At 67.5% G+C, this 16,177-nt stretch carries 12 protein-coding genes and 1 pseudogene; 4 read left to right on the forward strand and 9 right to left on the reverse strand.

Features of this window, described 5'->3' with window-relative positions; all coding sequences use genetic code 11:
• Positions 1-49: 49 nt before the first annotated feature.
• A complete protein-coding gene (locus tag CP975_RS00950) occupies positions 50-3,973 on the reverse strand; it encodes an SGNH/GDSL hydrolase family protein (protein ID WP_246201362.1) in 3,924 nt (1,307 codons plus the stop codon).
• A gap of 293 nt (positions 3,974-4,266) precedes the next feature.
• A complete protein-coding gene (locus tag CP975_RS35630; RefSeq protein ID WP_246201363.1) occupies positions 4,267-4,566 on the reverse strand; it encodes a hypothetical protein in 300 nt (99 codons plus the stop codon).
• 36 nt (positions 4,567-4,602) lie between these two features.
• On the opposite strand from CP975_RS35630, the gene CP975_RS00955 reads away from it, so the two are divergent.
• The gene (locus CP975_RS00955) at positions 4,603-5,679 is read left to right on the forward strand and encodes a LysR family transcriptional regulator (protein WP_246201364.1); all 1,077 of its coding nucleotides are present in this window, start codon (positions 4,603-4,605) and stop codon (positions 5,677-5,679) included.
• Between the two features lie 420 nt (positions 5,680-6,099).
• Here the strand turns inward: CP975_RS00955 and CP975_RS00960 are convergent.
• From CP975_RS00960 to CP975_RS00980, 5 genes and pseudogenes are all read right to left on the reverse strand, one after another.
• Positions 6,100-6,962: pseudogene (locus tag CP975_RS00960) on the reverse strand (IS5 family transposase).
• Between the two features lie 15 nt (positions 6,963-6,977).
• Positions 6,978-7,565: a nucleotidyltransferase domain-containing protein gene (locus CP975_RS00965; protein WP_150476461.1), complete on the reverse strand. Its 588-nt coding sequence runs from the start codon at positions 7,563-7,565 to the stop codon at positions 6,978-6,980.
• A 186-nt stretch (positions 7,566-7,751) separates the two neighbouring features.
• A complete protein-coding gene (locus tag CP975_RS00970) occupies positions 7,752-8,297 on the reverse strand; it encodes an NUDIX hydrolase (RefSeq protein WP_070321218.1) in 546 nt (181 codons plus the stop codon).
• A gap of 229 nt (positions 8,298-8,526) precedes the next feature.
• Entirely contained in the window at positions 8,527-9,057 is a 531-nt protein-coding gene (ectA, locus tag CP975_RS00975; RefSeq protein WP_150476462.1) for a diaminobutyrate acetyltransferase, read from the reverse strand.
• 277 nt (positions 9,058-9,334) lie between these two features.
• A complete protein-coding gene (locus CP975_RS00980) occupies positions 9,335-10,096 on the reverse strand; it encodes a hypothetical protein (RefSeq protein ID WP_070321217.1) in 762 nt (253 codons plus the stop codon).
• A gap of 979 nt (positions 10,097-11,075) precedes the next feature.
• Between CP975_RS00980 and CP975_RS00985 the strand changes: the two genes are divergently transcribed.
• The gene (locus tag CP975_RS00985) at positions 11,076-11,732 is read left to right on the forward strand and encodes a hypothetical protein (protein ID WP_055531191.1); all 657 of its coding nucleotides are present in this window, start codon (positions 11,076-11,078) and stop codon (positions 11,730-11,732) included.
• A gap of 138 nt (positions 11,733-11,870) precedes the next feature.
• Here CP975_RS00985 and CP975_RS00990 read toward each other — a convergent pair whose 3' ends face one another.
• Both CP975_RS00990 and CP975_RS00995 read right to left on the reverse strand, forming a co-directional pair.
• Positions 11,871-13,157 carry an MFS transporter gene (locus tag CP975_RS00990; protein ID WP_055531189.1) on the reverse strand — a complete coding sequence of 429 codons (1,287 nt, stop codon included), beginning with the start codon at positions 13,155-13,157 and terminating at the stop codon, positions 11,871-11,873.
• Complete coding sequence (locus tag CP975_RS00995) at positions 13,154-13,693, reverse strand: ArsR/SmtB family transcription factor (protein WP_055531188.1); 540 nt, start codon at positions 13,691-13,693, stop codon at positions 13,154-13,156. Before CP975_RS00995 ends, CP975_RS00990 begins: the two co-directional genes overlap by 4 nt.
• 264 nt (positions 13,694-13,957) lie before the next feature.
• Here CP975_RS00995 and CP975_RS01000 point away from each other — a divergent pair, with 264 nt between their 5' ends.
• Together CP975_RS01000 and CP975_RS01005 are read left to right on the forward strand one after the other, a co-directional pair.
• Positions 13,958-14,560: a TetR/AcrR family transcriptional regulator gene (locus CP975_RS01000; protein WP_055531186.1), complete on the forward strand. Its 603-nt coding sequence runs from the start codon at positions 13,958-13,960 to the stop codon at positions 14,558-14,560.
• A gap of 87 nt (positions 14,561-14,647) precedes the next feature.
• Positions 14,648-15,916, forward strand: coding sequence for an MFS transporter (locus CP975_RS01005; RefSeq protein WP_150476463.1), 1,269 nt, complete (start codon positions 14,648-14,650; stop codon positions 15,914-15,916).
• Positions 15,917-16,177 lie beyond the last annotated feature (261 nt).

The raw sequence follows: 16,177 nt of genomic DNA on the forward strand, positions 1-16,177 counted from the left end.
CCCCGCGACCGGCCAGGGGAGTGGGAGTGGAACCCCCCTGTCGGAACATCTACTTGAGAGTGCGCTCCAGGGCGTTCGCGTACAGTCGTGCGCCTCCGATCTTCGGGTGGAACGACGCCATCCCGACCTCCAGCACACCGGTGTTGTCCGCCTTCGACAGACCTGTCTTCACGATGCCGTGCACCATCTCCGGGTCACCGCACACTGCCTTGCCTTCGAAGTCGCTGCGGGGGTCCGCAAACACCGCGTTCACTCCGGATGTGGTCACGACGTCTGCCACGGCGCCCTTCATCTCTTCGTCCAGGGTGTCCGCGACGGTGTTCAGCCACGGGGCTTCCTCGGTGCCTATTCCCGGAATGCACTGTCCTTTCCCGGAAAGGAGCTGCGGGTAACCCATGAGCACGATTCGTGCGTTCGGTGCCCGCTTGTGTATTTCGTTCAGTGTCTTGGCGATACGTGGACGGATCTCGTCGTGGAGCCACTTCGGAGCCCAGTCCTTCAGCGGGCCTGTCTCTCCCTCCGCGCCGGCTCCGGTGTCCGGGTTCTTGTTGCCCATCGACGAGTTCTGGCAGAGGCTGACGGTCTTGAACACACACTGGCTGAACACGTCGGTGAACCGGGCGTCGTTACCACCGATGGACAAGGTGGCCAGGGTGGTGTTGTTGTCGAGGTAACCGGTGTCGATTTGCGCGCCTTCACCCAACTTGTCTCTAGTCAGGACGTCGTAATGGCGAGCGCCCGAGCAGGCCACGAGGTGGTAGTCCATCTGCGGGTCGAGGTCGTCCTCCATTTCGCCGATGGACTTCGTCTGCCCCGGAAGGGCTGCCTGCCGCGACCACGCGAGTTTGGAACGGTGGCAGCTGTTGGTGGCCTTCTCGTTGAGTTTGTCGTAGTAGTCGCTTTCCGGGTAGAAGTCCTTGCCGCCGGCCTCGGAGGCGCCTTCGCCCGAGGCGTAGGAGTCGCCCATGGCGACGACGGCGTTCTTCGGCTTGCCGGGAAGGGGCTGGAAAGCGATCGAGCCCCAGGCGATGTCCTCGTCCGCTGTGCCGTCCTTCGTCACGTTCGACAGTTCGACCTGCGGGGTTCCCGTGAACCGGAACACGCCGAGGCTGACCCACCGGTCCCCGCGCTGCGGCACGAGCCGCTTCGGGCTGGTGGTGTCCGCGTTGCCCACGACATAGGCGGCCTGCCGGGTATGTGCGCCGGTGTCCGGCAGGTGCACCAGGACCCGCGCCCAGTCGAGCTTGTGACCGAGCGTCCACTGGCCCTTGACCGTCATCCGGTTGCCGTCGCCGCCGAGGTTGTCCTCGTTGCGGGTGTGGGCGTACCAGAACTGGCCGCCGTGACCGCCGCCGATCGAGTGCAGGTCGGCCTTCGCCTCATAGTGCTGGTCCATGTCGGGGTGGAAGGTGAACTCGAACGAGCCCTTCGATTGTGCCTTCCCGCAGTGGGACCACGTCTCCGTGTTGTGGGGGATGGCGGTGACGACCTCTGTGCCCTTCGGGGCGGCGCACACCGGCGTACCGTTCTTCAGCCGGGTACCGCGGCCCGGCTCGGAGCGCAGGGTCTCGTACTTGATGCTTTCGTTCCCGCACGTCTGGGCGCAGTCAGCCTTCCACGTTGCGTTCTCCTCAGCCCACCAGAATTGCCGGTAACAGGCTTCGTCCGGGCAGTCGACGGGGCTGGCCGGGTTGCAGTTGTTCGCCTTGTTGCAGAAGGTGTCCAGCGGCGGGCTCACGCGGGAGCGGTCGGCGACCTTGACCCACCAGGCGGGACGGAAGCCGGCAGAAGAGAACCCGGATTCGCCCTTCCAGTCCTGACGTCCGTCCGTGCCGTAGGAGAAGCCGGTGTCGATGGACCAGGCGGCCCAGCCCATCACCTTTTCCTCGTAGGGCCAGTACTGCGGGTGCGCGGCGTCACGGATGTTGTCGCTGTTGAGGCTGACGTCCATGAAGGGGTGGTCCCACGCGCCCTTCTTGTACATGGGGTTGGCGGGGTTGTTGTACCAACCAAGGCCCCAGCGACCGCCGTTCTTCGGGTCGGACTTGGCGTTGAAGCCGAGGTTGTAGTTCCAGGCGGCAGTGAACCAGTTCTCCACGCGGGAAGGGTCGTCGTTGTTGACCGTGATCTTCTGCCCCTCCTTGTGCACCTCGTTCCACTTGTCGGCGAGGATCTTCATGGAGGCGGCGATGTTGGTCGCGTAGTCGACGGCGATGGCTCTCTGCAGCTTCGGGTCGAGGCTCGTTTCGCCGGTCTTTTCGTGCTCCTTCAGGCGCATGCCGTCGGTGACCTGCCCGACTCCGTAGCCGCAGTCGGACTTGTCCCAGTTGATGCGCCAGTAACCGAGGAGGGTGTCCTTCACGTTGTGGCCGTAGTAGCCGTCCACGGCGGCCAACGGGTTGCCCATCTGGCCGGGAATCGCGCCGGACTCCGCCTGCCACAGGTTGGACTCCTGCGCCAGGATGCCGAGCAGGACGTTGGCGGGGATCCGGCCGCCGCCGTTCAGTTTCGGGAGGGGAAACAGTCCCTGCGGGTCGATCGAGCCGAGCCCTGCCTGGCTGCGGTAGCCGTCCTGGCTGATCCACTTGCCGCGCAGCTCGCCGCGGACGGCCATGTCCACGGCCCACTCCACCTGGTTCGGCGTCGGCTGCAGTGCCTGGGCGCTCATGTCGTTGCGGGAGACGGAGCACCAGCGGTCGGTGTCACGGGGATCGTGGGAGACGGGCGCGGGCGCGCGCGTCATCGTGCGCGGCCGGGTGGCGCCGGTCAAGGCGGGCGAGAGGCTGTTCGCGGTGCGCGGCCGCGTCGAGGCAACCCGCTGCTTGAGCTTGTGTCCTGTCGCCGTGGCCGCCGATGTGACGGTGATCGGCGCGTTTTCCGCTGTCCCGGGGGCCTGCCCGGAGCGGGCGCGCACCCCTGCCTCGGGCTCGTCCGCCTTGTCGAAGCCCTTTCCGGCCGCCCCGATACGGGTCAGTCCGGCGCGGACGCCAGGAGTGAGGACGGGGTTGACGGCGAGGCGGCCGTGGGAGGAGACGTCGGTGTCGGCCGGCGCATTGATCTTGGTGATGCCGCTCCCCTCGGTCTTCACGCCCTTGGCGTCGCCCGTGAGGAAGGCCCGGCCCCGCGCGCCGGACATGAGCTCCAGATCACCCAGGCGGCCAGTGGCGACCGTGCGTGTCTCGCCGTGGCCGTCGTACATCTTCACCTGCGCCGTCTTCGTGCCCTTGCGGTCCACGAAGCCGATCCGGTCGCCCGTCAGGGGGCGGACGTCGAAGGGGATGCTGTCGCCCCTGGCGAGCCGGCGGGTCTCGCCCTTCTCATTGATGTGAACGAGATCGCGACCGAGGCCGGCGACCACGCCGTCGTCCACCGGGGCCGCCGAGGACACCTGCCCCGGCAGCTCGCCCGTCGTGGTGACCGTCTTTCCGGCCGTGCCCACCGTGATCACCTGCGTCTTCACCTGCGACGGGTCGTTCATGTCGCGGTACTGGGTGAAGGCGGCGGTGTGCGTGGTGGTGTTACAGGCGGGATCGAAGTAGGCGAGGGTGGCGGTGAACGGCAGCTTCGTCACCGCGCCCGTCCTGGTGTTCACGATCGCCGTGAACGCGCCGCCTTGCATCAGGTCGGGCTTGTTCGTGAAGGCGCGCGGGGCGTACACGGCTGCGATGTGGGAGTCGTCCATGACGCACTGGTTACCGATCCACGAATCGGCGGACATCCCCGGCTCCGAGAGGTTCGCGACCACCTTCCAGTCGTACGCCTTCGCCTCGTCGGCGACGAGAATCTTGAAGCCCTTCGCGTCCGCCGCGCCGGTGACGGCCCGGTCTTCGCTCTTCTTCCAGTCCTTGCCGAGTTCGCTGTCCGGGCTCGCCACCCGGCTCGAGCGGGGTTCGCCGGACGGCTCGGGGCCGGCGGGCGCGTCGCGGGATGCCGGCTGCGGGGGTCTGGGTTCGGTGGCGAGTGCCTGTGTCACCAAGGGTCCGCTCACAACCAGCATGGCCGTTGAAAGGAGCAGCGGTGTCCGCAGACGTTTCGACACACTATGACGGTGCATCAAAGGAAACCTCACGTAGGTGTTGTGTGTAACAACGCCCATCGCGCGCCGGAAGCAAGCGGTCGGCTCGCGAACCGTGCGTCATGGGGGAACACGGTGGGCGCAACCCGCCCCCCGAAGAGCCGAGGCTGGTGAAGGGGCGGGGGCTACCCGTGCGGCCTGAGCAGTCGGCCGTTCACTGCTGCTGCGTCAGCGGCGGCCGGACGAGCGTGTCACTGATTCGTCTGGGCGTATTCGCACGCCGTGATCGCGTGAGAATGCCTCACGCCGGTGCTCTCCAGCCCGATCCGGCATGCCTGGTAGGCGATTCCCTTATCTGCCGGGCCGTTGAAGTGCCCGCCCGTGTAGCAGTAGTCAATCCTCGTGTTGGTGGGTGCGTAGCTCTTGCTTTGCAGGTACCTGACGCAATCGGCTGTCACCGCCGAAGCGGGAGTTGCTGTCACGACGGAGGTCGCGGCGGCCGCGACGAAAATTCCAACAGAGGCCACTGCACTAGCTATTTTGCCGTTCATTGTTCCCTCTCGCTGACCTCGGGGTGCGTCATCGAAGTGCGGGTCCGTGCCGTTTTCGACCCGACCTCACTGTTCCAGGCATTCGAAGCCACGATCAATGCCGAGATCATCTACGATCGGTGCGCCACGCTCACCGATCAACGACCCCAAGGAGAGCCAACGGTGGAACGGCATGAGTTGGAGGCGTTCCTGACGCTGGCCGAGGAACTCCACTTCCGGCGCACCTCGGAGCGGCTCGGCCTGGCTCAGGGCCGGGTCAGCCAGATCATCCAGAAGCTGGAACGCCGCATCGGGGCGAGGCTGTTCGAGCGCACCAGCCGCAAGGTGGCTCTGACCCCGGTGGGGGAAAAGCTGCGCGACGACTTGCTGCCCGCCTACCAGCAGGTGCAACGAGCCCTCGCCGATGCCGCGGCCGCCGCACGGGGGGCGCGCGATGTGCTGAGAGTCGGCTACTCCAGCCCCATGGCGGCCGAGCTCGTCCTCAAGGCCGCCGACAGGCTCACCGCCCGCTGTCCCGGCTCGGAGGTCCACATCCAGGAGATCCACCTCTCCGACCCCCTGGGGCCGATCCGCAGTGGCCAGGTGCACCTACAGGTCACCCAACTCCCCATCGACGAACCCGACCTGGCCGTCGGCCCCGTCCTCATCGCCGAGGACCGCAGGCTCTTGGTCCACCATGCGCACCCGTTCACCCGCTCCACCGCGGTGACTTTGGAAGACCTGGCTGCCACGACGCTCGTCGGCTTCGCCGCAGCCGCACCCCTGTACTGGCAGGAGTACCACTGCCCGCGGCGGACCCCTTCGGGTCGTCCTGTCCCGCACGTCGCCGTCGGCAATTGGCATGAGGCACTGGCAATGGTCGGTGCCGGCAAAGGCGTCACCTTTGCCTCAGCGCGAGACGAGCAGTACCACGCCCGCCCCGACATCGTCTGGTTGCCGTTTCTCCACCTCCCCCGCTTCGAGTACGCCACCATCTGGCCCCGCACCGGCAAAACCTCCCTCATCCAGGCGTTCCTCCACATCATCAATGAGGAGGCTCCTCGCCTCCCCGTTCACCGAGATGCCCATGGCCGCGCACTTCCGCCCACGGCAGCGTCCGCTCACAGTCAGTGACCACCGCACTGAACTGGCCGAATGATGTCGCGTCCGGAAGGCCGTCACCGGGGCCCTCATGCACGCCTGAACGCAGTGCCCCTCCCGGCGCCCGCGCGCCATCGGGATGCCGCAACTTGCCTGATACACAGGCAAGTTGACCGTGCCTCCCATCGGGTAGCGGTGGCCCGGGTGCGACGACGGGCGGCGTCGGCGTCCACGAAGAAGGGGTCCGCCTGCTTCTGCTGAGGGCGGCGGCCCCGCTCCCCATGCCCACGAGCACGTGGCCGCGAGCGTCCGAGCCCCGGCGGTGTGCCGTTTGAGTACTGCGGCCGGCGGGTTCGGTCACGGATGGCGACGCTCTCCTGACGCATGGCTGAAACCCGCGTCTGAGCAACCCAACAATCTTGTGATTCTCTGGTCATGCGCCTCTCCAGGCACTTAAAGGTGCTGACAAAGGCGTTGGATGTGGCGGTGGGTGATCAGGCAGACGGCGAGGCTGAGGAAGGCTTCGTGGATGTCGTCGCGTCGTTCCCAGCGGATGCGCAGGCGTCGGAAGCCGTGGAGCCAGGCGATGGTGCGCTCGACGACGTAGCGGAAGGTGCCCAGGCCGGTGCCGTGTGGTTCGCCTCTCTTCGCGATCACGGTGCGGATTCCTCGCTGCCAGAGCAGGCGGCGGTACTTGTCGTGGTCGTAGCCGCGGTCGGCCAGCAGCGCGTCGGGGCGCCGACGCGGTCTGCCGACCTGGCCCGCGACGGCGGGAATCTTGTCGAGCAACGGCTCGAGTTGGGTGACGTCGTTGCGGTTTCCGCCGGTCAGCGACACCGCGAGCGGGATGCCCTGTCCGTCGACGACGAGGTGGTGTGTACTGCCCGGCCGTGCGCGGTCGACCGGGCTGGGCCCGCTTTTGGGCCCCGTCGGGCGGCCCGCACGCGCGAGGAGTCGATCACCGCCCGCTCCCAGTCCAGCTGGTTCTTCGACCGCAGCTCGTTCAGCAGAAACTGGTGGAGCTGGTCCCAGACGCCGGCCTCGTTCCAGGCCGCAAGGCGCCGCCAGCAGGTCATGCCCGAGCCGAAGCCGAACTCCTGGGGCAGATACTCCCACTGGATGCCGGTGTGCAGAACGAACAGGATCCCGCACAGAGCCTGCCGGTCCGGCACCCGCGGTCTGCCCTCGACCAGCTTCGGACCCGGCTTCGGCAGCAACGGCTCGACCAGCGACCACAGTTCATCCGACACGATCCACGACCGCGACTCACGGTTTCCCATACCCAGACCTACGAGACAGCAGGCCGAGAGTCTCATGATCAGCAGCTTTTGTTAGAGCCTTTTAGACCGTTCTCCCCGCGCGTGGAGGGCCGCCTCCAGACGGGCGATGTCCTCGGCGTCCTTGGTCCGCCGAGGCCGGGAAGGATCCCAGACGGGCGTCATCCGCTTGATCTCGATCTGGGCCTGCGGACTGACGATCGCGCACTCCAGCCCACCGATACGGCCCGGACCGGCATCGAGCATCCCGTCAGGCCAGGGGGCACCGGCCCAAGGGCCCCCGGCAACCACCACACTGTCGGCCGCATCCCGGTCCAGGAGCGTAAAGCTGCTCTCCAGCCCGTCCTTGACGAAGTCGAGCTGCAAGTCGGGCGGCGATCCCGGGACCGGGCTATAGCCGTACCGCAGGACCCCTCCTGCCAGGTCAGCGGCATCATCCGCCCACGCGAACCAGTCGATGTCCTCATGGTCCCGCGTGATCTCGCCGAGGAAGAAGTCCATGGCCCACCCACCGCGGAGCCACACCGGGATCCCAAGTGCCCCCGTAACCTCCATGGCCTCCGCGATCAGGCTGAGCTGTTGATCAGCACGTCCCCTATCCACAGCGCGCAGGTTACCCGGCAACGGCTCTGCGTAGCACATCAGTTGTCATCCACGGAGCGGGCGTACGTTGCCTGATACGGCACTAGACAGCACGACGCCCCCGCCAAGAAGGGGCAGGGGCGTCGACAGCAGAGATCAGGCGGTGGGAGTGTCCACGACCGCGCGACACGAGTGCTGGGCCCCGGCCGCCCGCAAGATCGAGCATACCGACGAGACGTAACGTGACTACCTCCCCCTGAGACCCATGTCTGGCCGTGGACGCCTGTCACCCCGCGAGGCATCTCCCCGGTGTAGCGGTTCCTGGACGCGGAGGCGGGCAGCGGCTCGGGCGTAGTCGGTGAGGATCGGCTTCTCGGGGTGGATGAGCGTTGCGGGGGGCTGGTCGGGTGGGAACAGACGCCAGTCGGTGTTCTCCCGGCCCTCCACCTGTGGTGTGCTGTTCTCGGGAAGGGGGGCGCGGTAAACGACGGTGACGTTATGGACCTCGTCGCCATTGGGGTATCGGTAGAACTGGTCCACCCCCGAGTAGACCCCGAACAACCGCAACTCGCCGACTCTGAGGCCGGTTTCCTCCAGCACTTCGCGTCGGCCTGTGTCCTCGAGGCACTCGCCGGGTTCCATCAGTCCGCCGGGCAGGCCCCACCCTCCGGTGTCCGCTCGTGCCAGCAGCAGGACTTGACCCTTCTCGTCGGTGAGGAGCACCGCGGCGCCGGGAAGAATCAGAGGCCGGTGTCCCACCAGGGCCCGCAGGCCACTCACGTAGTCGTGCATGGTTGTGTCCGCCTTTCCTCGGTTCGGCGGGACGAGTGCTGGTCAGGTGCTGCTCCATCAGATCCAGGAGCCTCGGCCGGGGCACCCACATCGGTGATGCGCTGTGGCCGTGGCCCCAGGCGTCGGGTATCAACGTGTCGCCCGTGCCCGTGCGAACCGCCACCACTCATAGTCCGTCCGGGCAAGCGCATGAGGTCCGGATAGAGGGCGCCGAGGGACGGTCGCCCCTTCACGCCAGGGGAGGCAGGGGGCCGATGCGGTACAGGATCTCCGGGTCGTGCCCCGGCTCCGGGAAGTCTTCCGAGGGGAAGAGCGGTCGCTGTTGCAGCGCGGCCTGGCGGTTGCGGGCGAAGGCGTGCATGTACCGGTCGGAGGCCTGGTTGTCGGGAGTGATGGTGCATTCCACGAAGCGGTAGGTGTCGGCCACCAGGCGGTCGAGCATGCGGCCGGCCAGGCCGACGCCCTGCCAGAGGGGTGAAACGGCGGTCTGCCACACGAACAGGGTGTCGGGGCTGTCTGGCCGCGTGAACCCGGCAGTGAAACCGCAGAGGTCCTCCTCGCTGCTGGCGACGATCGAAGAGGCGGCGAAGTCCCGGCACCACATGAGGTAGAAGTGTGGGGAGTTGGTGTCCAGGTTCGCGGTGTCCCGCACCAGGCGCCACATGGCGGCGGCGTCACCGGCGATGGGCTGGCGGAGAGTGACACCCGATGGGGACGGTGAGTCCCCGGTGGCTGGGTGACGCGGGGTGGGGCGCGGCATCAAGACCTCACTTTTCGGGACGGAGTCGCCAGGACTGCTGAGGCCGGACGTCGCTCGCCGCCGTGTCTGCCTCTCCCCCGCTGTTGTAGGCGGCGCGGGCCCATACGTCGAGGTCGACCTGACACCGCTGGCCGGTATTCGTCCCCGCGCTTCACGGCAGTTCACGCGCTCCCTCGGCCCCTTCGCACAGGATGTGCGGGGGGGGGCAGTGAAATCCCCGGCACTGGTTCTCCAGCTTCCGGAGCCGGCTGCCCAAGGACATATACGACGATCACTCTCACGTGAGGTAGCGATCCCGCATCTCATGTATGGCGATGATCAGGCAGCGTTCGCGGACGAAGTCGGCGTGGACATTCACAGCTGCTGGAGGCAGGTGCTCCACAGCCTCGTCGATGGCCGCCAGGGCTTGTGCGTACCGCCCCAGACCCCGGTGAGCCGTCGCTTCCCGGAACAGTGCGATCGGGTCGACGCGGTCGGCGAACGCTTTTCTGCCCAAAATGTGGAACATGGCTCTCTCGCGGCCAGCAAGGCCATGTGCGAGCCACAGCCCGTGCAACAGGACGTGCAACGTCTTGACATGGTCGCCAGCCTGCGCGAGCACCTCTTCCATGAGCGTGTACCCACGGCTGTTGGACTGGGCCAGCAAGGCGAACGCCCGTAACGCCCGTGTGTAGCAGTCCAATTCGTGACGCCCAGGCGAGGCGAGTGTGCCGAGGAGGGATTCGATGCTGTGACACCGGAAGTCATAGCGCAGACCATTGAGGTACAGGTGGCGCAGTGCACGGGCCCTAGTCAGGTCGTCGTGGCGGGCGATTTCCTGTGGGTCCAGGAACAGCAGCGCGCTGCGTCCGATGGAGCGTGCCTGCCACGCGGCATCGGCACAGACCTCGGCCGATTCTTGCCACGTGGCCTCTACACCGCCGAGCAGGTCCGCGAGCAGCAGGGGCCAATTCTCGCCCTGCGCGGCCGAGGTCGCTGCGGCGGTTCGAAGGCGATTCAGCAGTGCCTCGCGCTCGCTCGGGGCCATGGCCTGAGTCATCGGGTTCTCTCCTCTCCGATCCGAGGATCCGAGGGCCGGAACGAAGGGTTGTGGGGGGGAGCAGGGCAGAGAAGAGCGGGCAGATCTCGTAACGGGCTCCGAGGGTCCCCAGAGCCCGTGTACAAGTGCCGTGCACATGTACCAGGACCAACGATGACGCTCCCAGATCCGTCACGACTCGATGGCGCGGTCCGAGTTCCTCACCAGGCAGCTACCTCGTTGGCCAAGTCCCCGGTCATCTATCGGAAACCAGCCGTCGGCGTTTCCGGCAATCCGTGGGAAGAGCGCGGCGTGAGGGCTGGCACCGATCACGATGGGGACGGATCCGTTGGGAGGCTTCGGCCATGCGTAGGACGGTCTGATCGACATGAGATCGGATCATGTTGCGCCGACCGGTGGCGGCCACCGCGGCTCACGCCCTCCAGTATCGAAGGCGCCGCTTCTCGCGTGCGGCCCGTGAGTCCGGGGCCCGAGACCCTGGCGGCGGACTCAAATGGCGGAGCGTGCGAGCGTACGCACGCGCCTACAGGGCTTCCGCGCGCCCGGCATCGCCACCACGGGCGGACAGGATTGCCCATAGGGGGACGGTCACCGCGCCTTCACACCCAACAACCTCACCGACACGGACATCTACCTCTTCACCGAGGAGGACTGCGAGCAGGCTTGGCTCCAATCCGGCCCGGCGGTAGCCCGCCCCGGCGGCACCTCGGCCCGCCCCATGTCAGCCCTGCCATACGCCGCACAGTGCGGCGCGTGCCGGATGGCCACGAAGTGAGGTGGCTCCGTCGGCGGGTGAGCGAAGATCAGTTCACAGCCATACTCAAGGAGAACGGTCCACTCCGGTTACCCGTACTATCGCTACGGTAGGCACCTGCGCACTAAAGTCTGCCGCCATCCCGCCGACACCGGTCCGGGAAAGCACATATGTGCAGCAGGCCCTCCACATCCGGCCTCAGGTCCAGGAAAGGTTGTGCGCCCCATGTCCGAGAGTGTTTCCGCTTCCGAACTGACATCGCAGTACGCGGCTCAAGTACGTGCCGACCTCGAACACAACGCCAAGGAGCAACAACGTCTGGGAGCGGAAATCGCCGCTCTACAGGAGCAGTTGGAAGCCCACCAGCGTAACCACGCGGTGCTGGTGAGCATCCAGCAGGCGATCGGCGCGGCACCGGCTTCCGCAGAGCCTGCGGCCCCGTCGGTCGGTGCCACGGTGCCTGCCCCACGCACCACGAAGAAGACCACCGAGGCCGATGCGACCAAGCGGGGGCGGGCCAAGAAGACAAGGGCCGCCTCCCAGCCCCGTCGTGGCACAACCAAGCCGACTGCCGAGAAGGGTTCCGGCAAGGCCGCATCCACCAAAGCAACACAGCCGACACTGGTCGACCTGATCCGGAACCACCTCAGCGAGCAGAGCGAACCACGCTCGGCGGCAGAGATCACCTCAGCTCTTGCCCAGGCCCATCCTGACCGCAGCGTCAAGACCACCGTGGTGCGCACCACGGTCGAGGGGTTGGTGGCCAAGAGCCAGGCGCAGCGCAGCAAGCAGGGCTCGTCCGTCTTCTACACGGCTTCCGCGGTGCCAGATCAGGCGGCTCAGCCGAAGCCGGAGGAGCAGCCCGCTCAAGTCGGCGCGTGACACCGCCGAGGCACGCCCGTGCCGGCCGCTGAGCCTTGAGCAGGAACGCCAGGCGGTCGGTTGCGTGATCCGCGGGAGCAAAGAGTCCCGGCCCTCATCGGCCGGGACTTGCTCCTGCTCCGCTGCCAGGGCCGTCGCCTAAATGGCACTCTTCTCAACAGGGCCCCGGGATTCCGGGTGATCCGCATCATCGGCCAGGGCCGCGGCACGCAGCGCCGCCTCGACCTGGCGGTTGCTGGTCATGGTCGCGGTGACGGCGGTCATGGTGAGGAGGAGGCCGGCGGCGGCGTAGAGCGGAGTGCGTACGTCATAGGCGGTGGCCAGCCAGCCGCCGAGCAAGGCGCCGAACGGGGCGGCGCACATGGCGAGCATGCGGGACGTAGAGGCGACCCGGCCCATCAGGTGGGCGGGGACGATCGTCTGCCGCAGGGAGGGGCCGAGCACCATCGTGGCGCCCATGCCCGCTCCGCAGACGGCGAGCGCGAGGCCGGCGACGTACGGGTTCGGGGCGACGGCAAGGCCCAGGATGGCGAGTCCCTCGACGGCGGCCGTGCAGGTGAGCGCGGTGCCGGTGCCGAGGCGTCGGCCGAGGAAGGACGCGATGCCCGCGCCGAGCAGACCGCCGGTGGCCTCCGCCGTGAGGAGCAGTCCGAAGCCGAAGGTACCGATGCCGAGACGTTCCTGCGCGAAGAGGGCGAGTACGGTCTCCACGGCGAGGAAGGCGATGTTTCCGACCGCCGGTCGCAGCGCGAGCCCGAGCAGCAGCCGATCCCGGAAGACGTACGAGGCACCGGCCCGCGCCTGACGCAGCAGCGACTCGCGGGCCTGCGGGACGGGCCGGGGCGCGGCGGGAAGCGAGCGTACGAGCAGCGCGGAGAGGGCGAACGACACCGCGTCGGCGAGCAGTGGGACCGCCCGTCCGAGTTCGAGCAGGGCGCTGCCCGCGGGCGGTCCCGCGAAGCCGGACGCGGCGGTCTGGGTGCCGCGCAGGCGGGAGTTGGCGCGCTCCAGGAGCGCGGGGTCGCGGCCGAGCAGATCCGGCAGGTAGGCCGTGGCGGCCGTGTCGAAGAAGAGTCCGCCGAGGCCGAGGAGGAAGGCGACGGCCGCGAGCAGTGGGATGCTCAGCACGTCGAGCGCGGCCGCTGCCGCAGGTACCGCGAGCAGCAGCGCGCGTGCCGCGTCCGTGACCCACATCGTGCGCCGACGGTCCCAGCGGTCCACCAGCGCACCGCCGAGCACCCCGAAGAGCAGCCACGGCAGCGTTCCGGCGGCGGTGACGACGGCGAGTGCCATCGGATCCCGCGTCAGCGCCAAGGCGAGCAGCGGCAGCGCGGCATGTGACACCCCGTCACCGAGCGAGGACACCGTCTGTGCGGTCCACAGCCGTCCGAAGCCGACCGGCAACTTTCTTATACCTGAGGTCACTTGGCCTCCCCCTCGGCCTGCTGGCGCGGTGCCGGGTGGAACAGGGCGAAGACGAGTGACGCGTCCGGCAGTGACGGATCGGACAGTTCCCGGTACTCGTCCGCCAGCGCTTGCAGCCGCGCCCCCAGCTCCGCGAACTGCTCCTCGGTGAGCCGTAGGTGCGCCATCCGTACATGCCGCTCGCTATCCGCCGGCGCCGCTTCCAGGTCCGCCACCGCATGCCGCATCAGGACGTCCGGCCCTCCCTCGCCGGGATCGGGCAGGACGATCGACCGCGCGGCCATCGCGTAGTACCGCTCGGTCACCCCCCGGACCTTGCGCGTTCGTACCACCTTGATCAGGCCTGCCCGTTCGAGCAGCCGTACGTGGTAGCTGGAGCTCCCCTTCGCGAGGCCCACTCGCTCGGCGATCTGTGTGATCGTCGCGGGCTCGAAGCGGAGCACGGCCATGATGCGGTGGCGCGTGAGATTGGAAACGGCGCGTAGTTGGTCGTCCGTGGTGACGTGGAACGCCTCGGGAAGATCATCGGTGGTCATGACTCCAATGGTCAACACTTCTTGACCATTGGGCAAGGGGTTTTTCCGGTCCGGCTTGTTGACTCGATCGCCAAGCCGCGGGGGACTGGCATCGGAGGACACCACGTCGGTGGCGTAACCGACATCGACCGGGACGCCCGCGCGTCGTTGGCGCAGGCTGCTGACGATCCGCGACTTCGTCATCGCCTGGGACCGGGAACTCCACGCTCGGCACCGTCTCGTCAATTATGGATCCTGGAATACAGAACGTGGTAGCGTCCACGCATGGCCAGACCACGTACCTTTGACGAGACGGCAGTTCTTGAGGCGGCGGCGGCGCAGTTTCGTGTCCACGGCTACGCCGATACGTCGACCGAGCAACTCTGCGAGGCAGCTGACGTGCGGCGCAGCAGTCTGTACAACGCGTTCACGTCCAAGGATGAGCTTTTCGTGCGGGCACTGGAGCACTATGCGGCGACCATGCGAGGGCGCCAGGCATCGATTCTGACCGACGCCTCCCTCAGCGGTGCCGATCGACTCCGGAAGCTGGTCGATGCGATCATCGGCGAGGAGCGTGCCGCGCGCAGTGAAGGGCATGCCGCTGGCTGCATGGGTGTGCACACCTTGATGAATCCCGCCTTGCGGGCGCGCGATGAACGCATCGCGCGGATCCTGGAGCGGGATCTACGAGAGAGGCTCGGCCTGCTGGAGGACACCATTCGGGTCGGCCGCACGGACGGAAGCATCCCTGAGGGTCATGACGCTGCTGAAGGTGCGCTCCTGGTCAACACCCTCATCGCGGGCCTCCGTGTGACAGCGCAGACCGGAGTCACCCCCGAGGTACTGCACCGGATCGCACTGGACGGGCTTCGTTCCCTGCTGGCCTGAGCGAAGAGGCTGAAGCGAAGAGGCTGACAAGCCCTGGCTTTACCCTGCCCGACTTTTGGATTTCAGAATACAGAAAGAGTTCCCGTCATGAACAGACGACCTCTCTACTGGCTCATGCTCACCCTGCTTCTCGTCGCCATGAGCGAGTTGCAGACGATGGGCATGCTGCCCGATATGGCCCGCAGTCTCGGTGCCTCGACCGCCGCGATCGGCGCATTCATCTCGATCTACTCCTTCGGCATGGCCATCGGGGGCCCGCTCATCGCCTGGGCTCTACGCCAGGTCGCACCCAAGACCGCGCTCCTGGGCGTCGTCACCGCCTACGCGGTACTGGAAGCCGCCGTCCCCCTGGTGCACAACTACTGGTGGGTCGCAGCCCTTCGGCTGCTGACCGGAACTCTCGGCGGCGCCGTGTTCGGTCTCACCCTGACGATGGCCGCCAGGCTCGCGCCCAGCCCCGACCGCATCGCGTCCTCGATCTCCATCGTGCTCAACGGGCTCATGCTCGGTGCAGTCCTCGGCCTGCCCATCAGCCACGCCGTTGCCACCGCGTGGAACTGGCAGACGAGCTTCGTCGCTCTCGGCGGCGCCGGCCTGCTCATCGCCCTGCTCGACCTGCGCACCCTGCCCATCCTGCCCGCGGCCTCCGCGCAGACCACCGCCGACGAACTTCAGCAACTCCGCTCGCCTCGCCTGTGGAGCCGCTTCCTCGTCAGCCTGCTCACCATAGGGGCGACCTACGGCGCGTTCTCCTACTTCACCCCCCTGCTGGAACAGGACGCAGGCTTCTCCTCCCATGCGACGACCGCGATCCTCTTCGGCTACGGCCTGTGCACCGTCATCGGCAACAACCTGGTAGGCCGCTATGCGGACCGCCACGCGGTTACCCTGCTGCGCATCGGCCATCTCGTCCTGGCCGGTTCGCTGGTGCTCCTCGCGCTCTTCGCCCACCTTCCCTGGGCTGCTCTGCCCGGTGTGCTCCTGGTCGGCCTCGTCGGCGTCACGATGAACCCCGCGCTCGTCGTCCGGGTCGTCGAAGTCGCCGGAGCCGGAAACCTGGTCAACACCGTGCACACATCCGTCATCACGCTGGGCGTCGTGGTCGGCAGCGCCATTGGCGGCGCCGCCATCAGCGGCACCGGTGGCACCACCGCAGTCGCCGCCATGTGGACCGGCGCCATCCTTGCCATCCTCGCCACCTGCGCCCTGACCGCACAAGGCGTCGCACGCCAGGGCAACACCAGCCTCGCCAACGCAGGTGTGGCCGACACCGTGCAGACGCAGACCCGCCCGGCTGGATGCCATGTTGTTCACGGTGGTTCTCCCGGCGTGGGCGGTCAGGCGGCCTGTCCGTAGCCGTCTGCGCCGGGCGGATCACCGCGCTCGGTCAGGCACGGCGGCATGTGGGCCAAGTCCTCGGGGTCGAGGGCTTGGCCCTCCTCCTGGATTTGGCGCACGATCTCGGCGATGTCGAGGGCACTGTGGAAGATGCGGGAAGCGCCGGTTGGCGGCCAGCGACTCCCTGTCCGGGGACGCCGGGGATGTGGCGGGCGACCTCGTAGGGGCCCAAGTTGGTGCCGCTGGCAGCGCCTGCTGCGTCTGCTCATGGTGATGGTC

Source organism: Streptomyces alboniger (assembly GCF_008704395.1).
In the GTDB taxonomy this organism is placed as follows: domain Bacteria; phylum Actinomycetota; class Actinomycetes; order Streptomycetales; family Streptomycetaceae; genus Streptomyces; species Streptomyces alboniger.

Excerpts from the sequence above, each read along its gene's own strand:
- CP975_RS00970 (WP_070321218.1), bottom strand. The coding sequence starts at position 8,297 with ATGCACGACTACGTGAGTGGCCTGCGGGCCCTGGTGGGACACCGGCCT.
- CP975_RS35630 (WP_246201363.1), bottom strand. The coding sequence starts at position 4,566 with ATGAACGGCAAAATAGCTAGTGCAGTGGCCTCTGTTGGAATTTTCGTC.
- CP975_RS00995 (WP_055531188.1), bottom strand. The coding sequence starts at position 13,693 with ATGACCACCGATGATCTTCCCGAGGCGTTCCACGTCACCACGGACGAC.
- CP975_RS01000 (WP_055531186.1), top strand. The coding sequence starts at position 13,958 with ATGGCCAGACCACGTACCTTTGACGAGACGGCAGTTCTTGAGGCGGCG.
- CP975_RS00980 (WP_070321217.1), bottom strand. The coding sequence starts at position 10,096 with ATGACTCAGGCCATGGCCCCGAGCGAGCGCGAGGCACTGCTGAATCGC.
- CP975_RS00965 (WP_150476461.1), bottom strand. The coding sequence starts at position 7,565 with ATGTGCTACGCAGAGCCGTTGCCGGGTAACCTGCGCGCTGTGGATAGG.
- CP975_RS01005 (WP_150476463.1), top strand. The coding sequence starts at position 14,648 with ATGAACAGACGACCTCTCTACTGGCTCATGCTCACCCTGCTTCTCGTC.
- ectA (WP_150476462.1), bottom strand. The coding sequence starts at position 9,057 with ATGCCGCGCCCCACCCCGCGTCACCCAGCCACCGGGGACTCACCGTCC.
- CP975_RS00985 (WP_055531191.1), top strand. The coding sequence starts at position 11,076 with ATGTCCGAGAGTGTTTCCGCTTCCGAACTGACATCGCAGTACGCGGCT.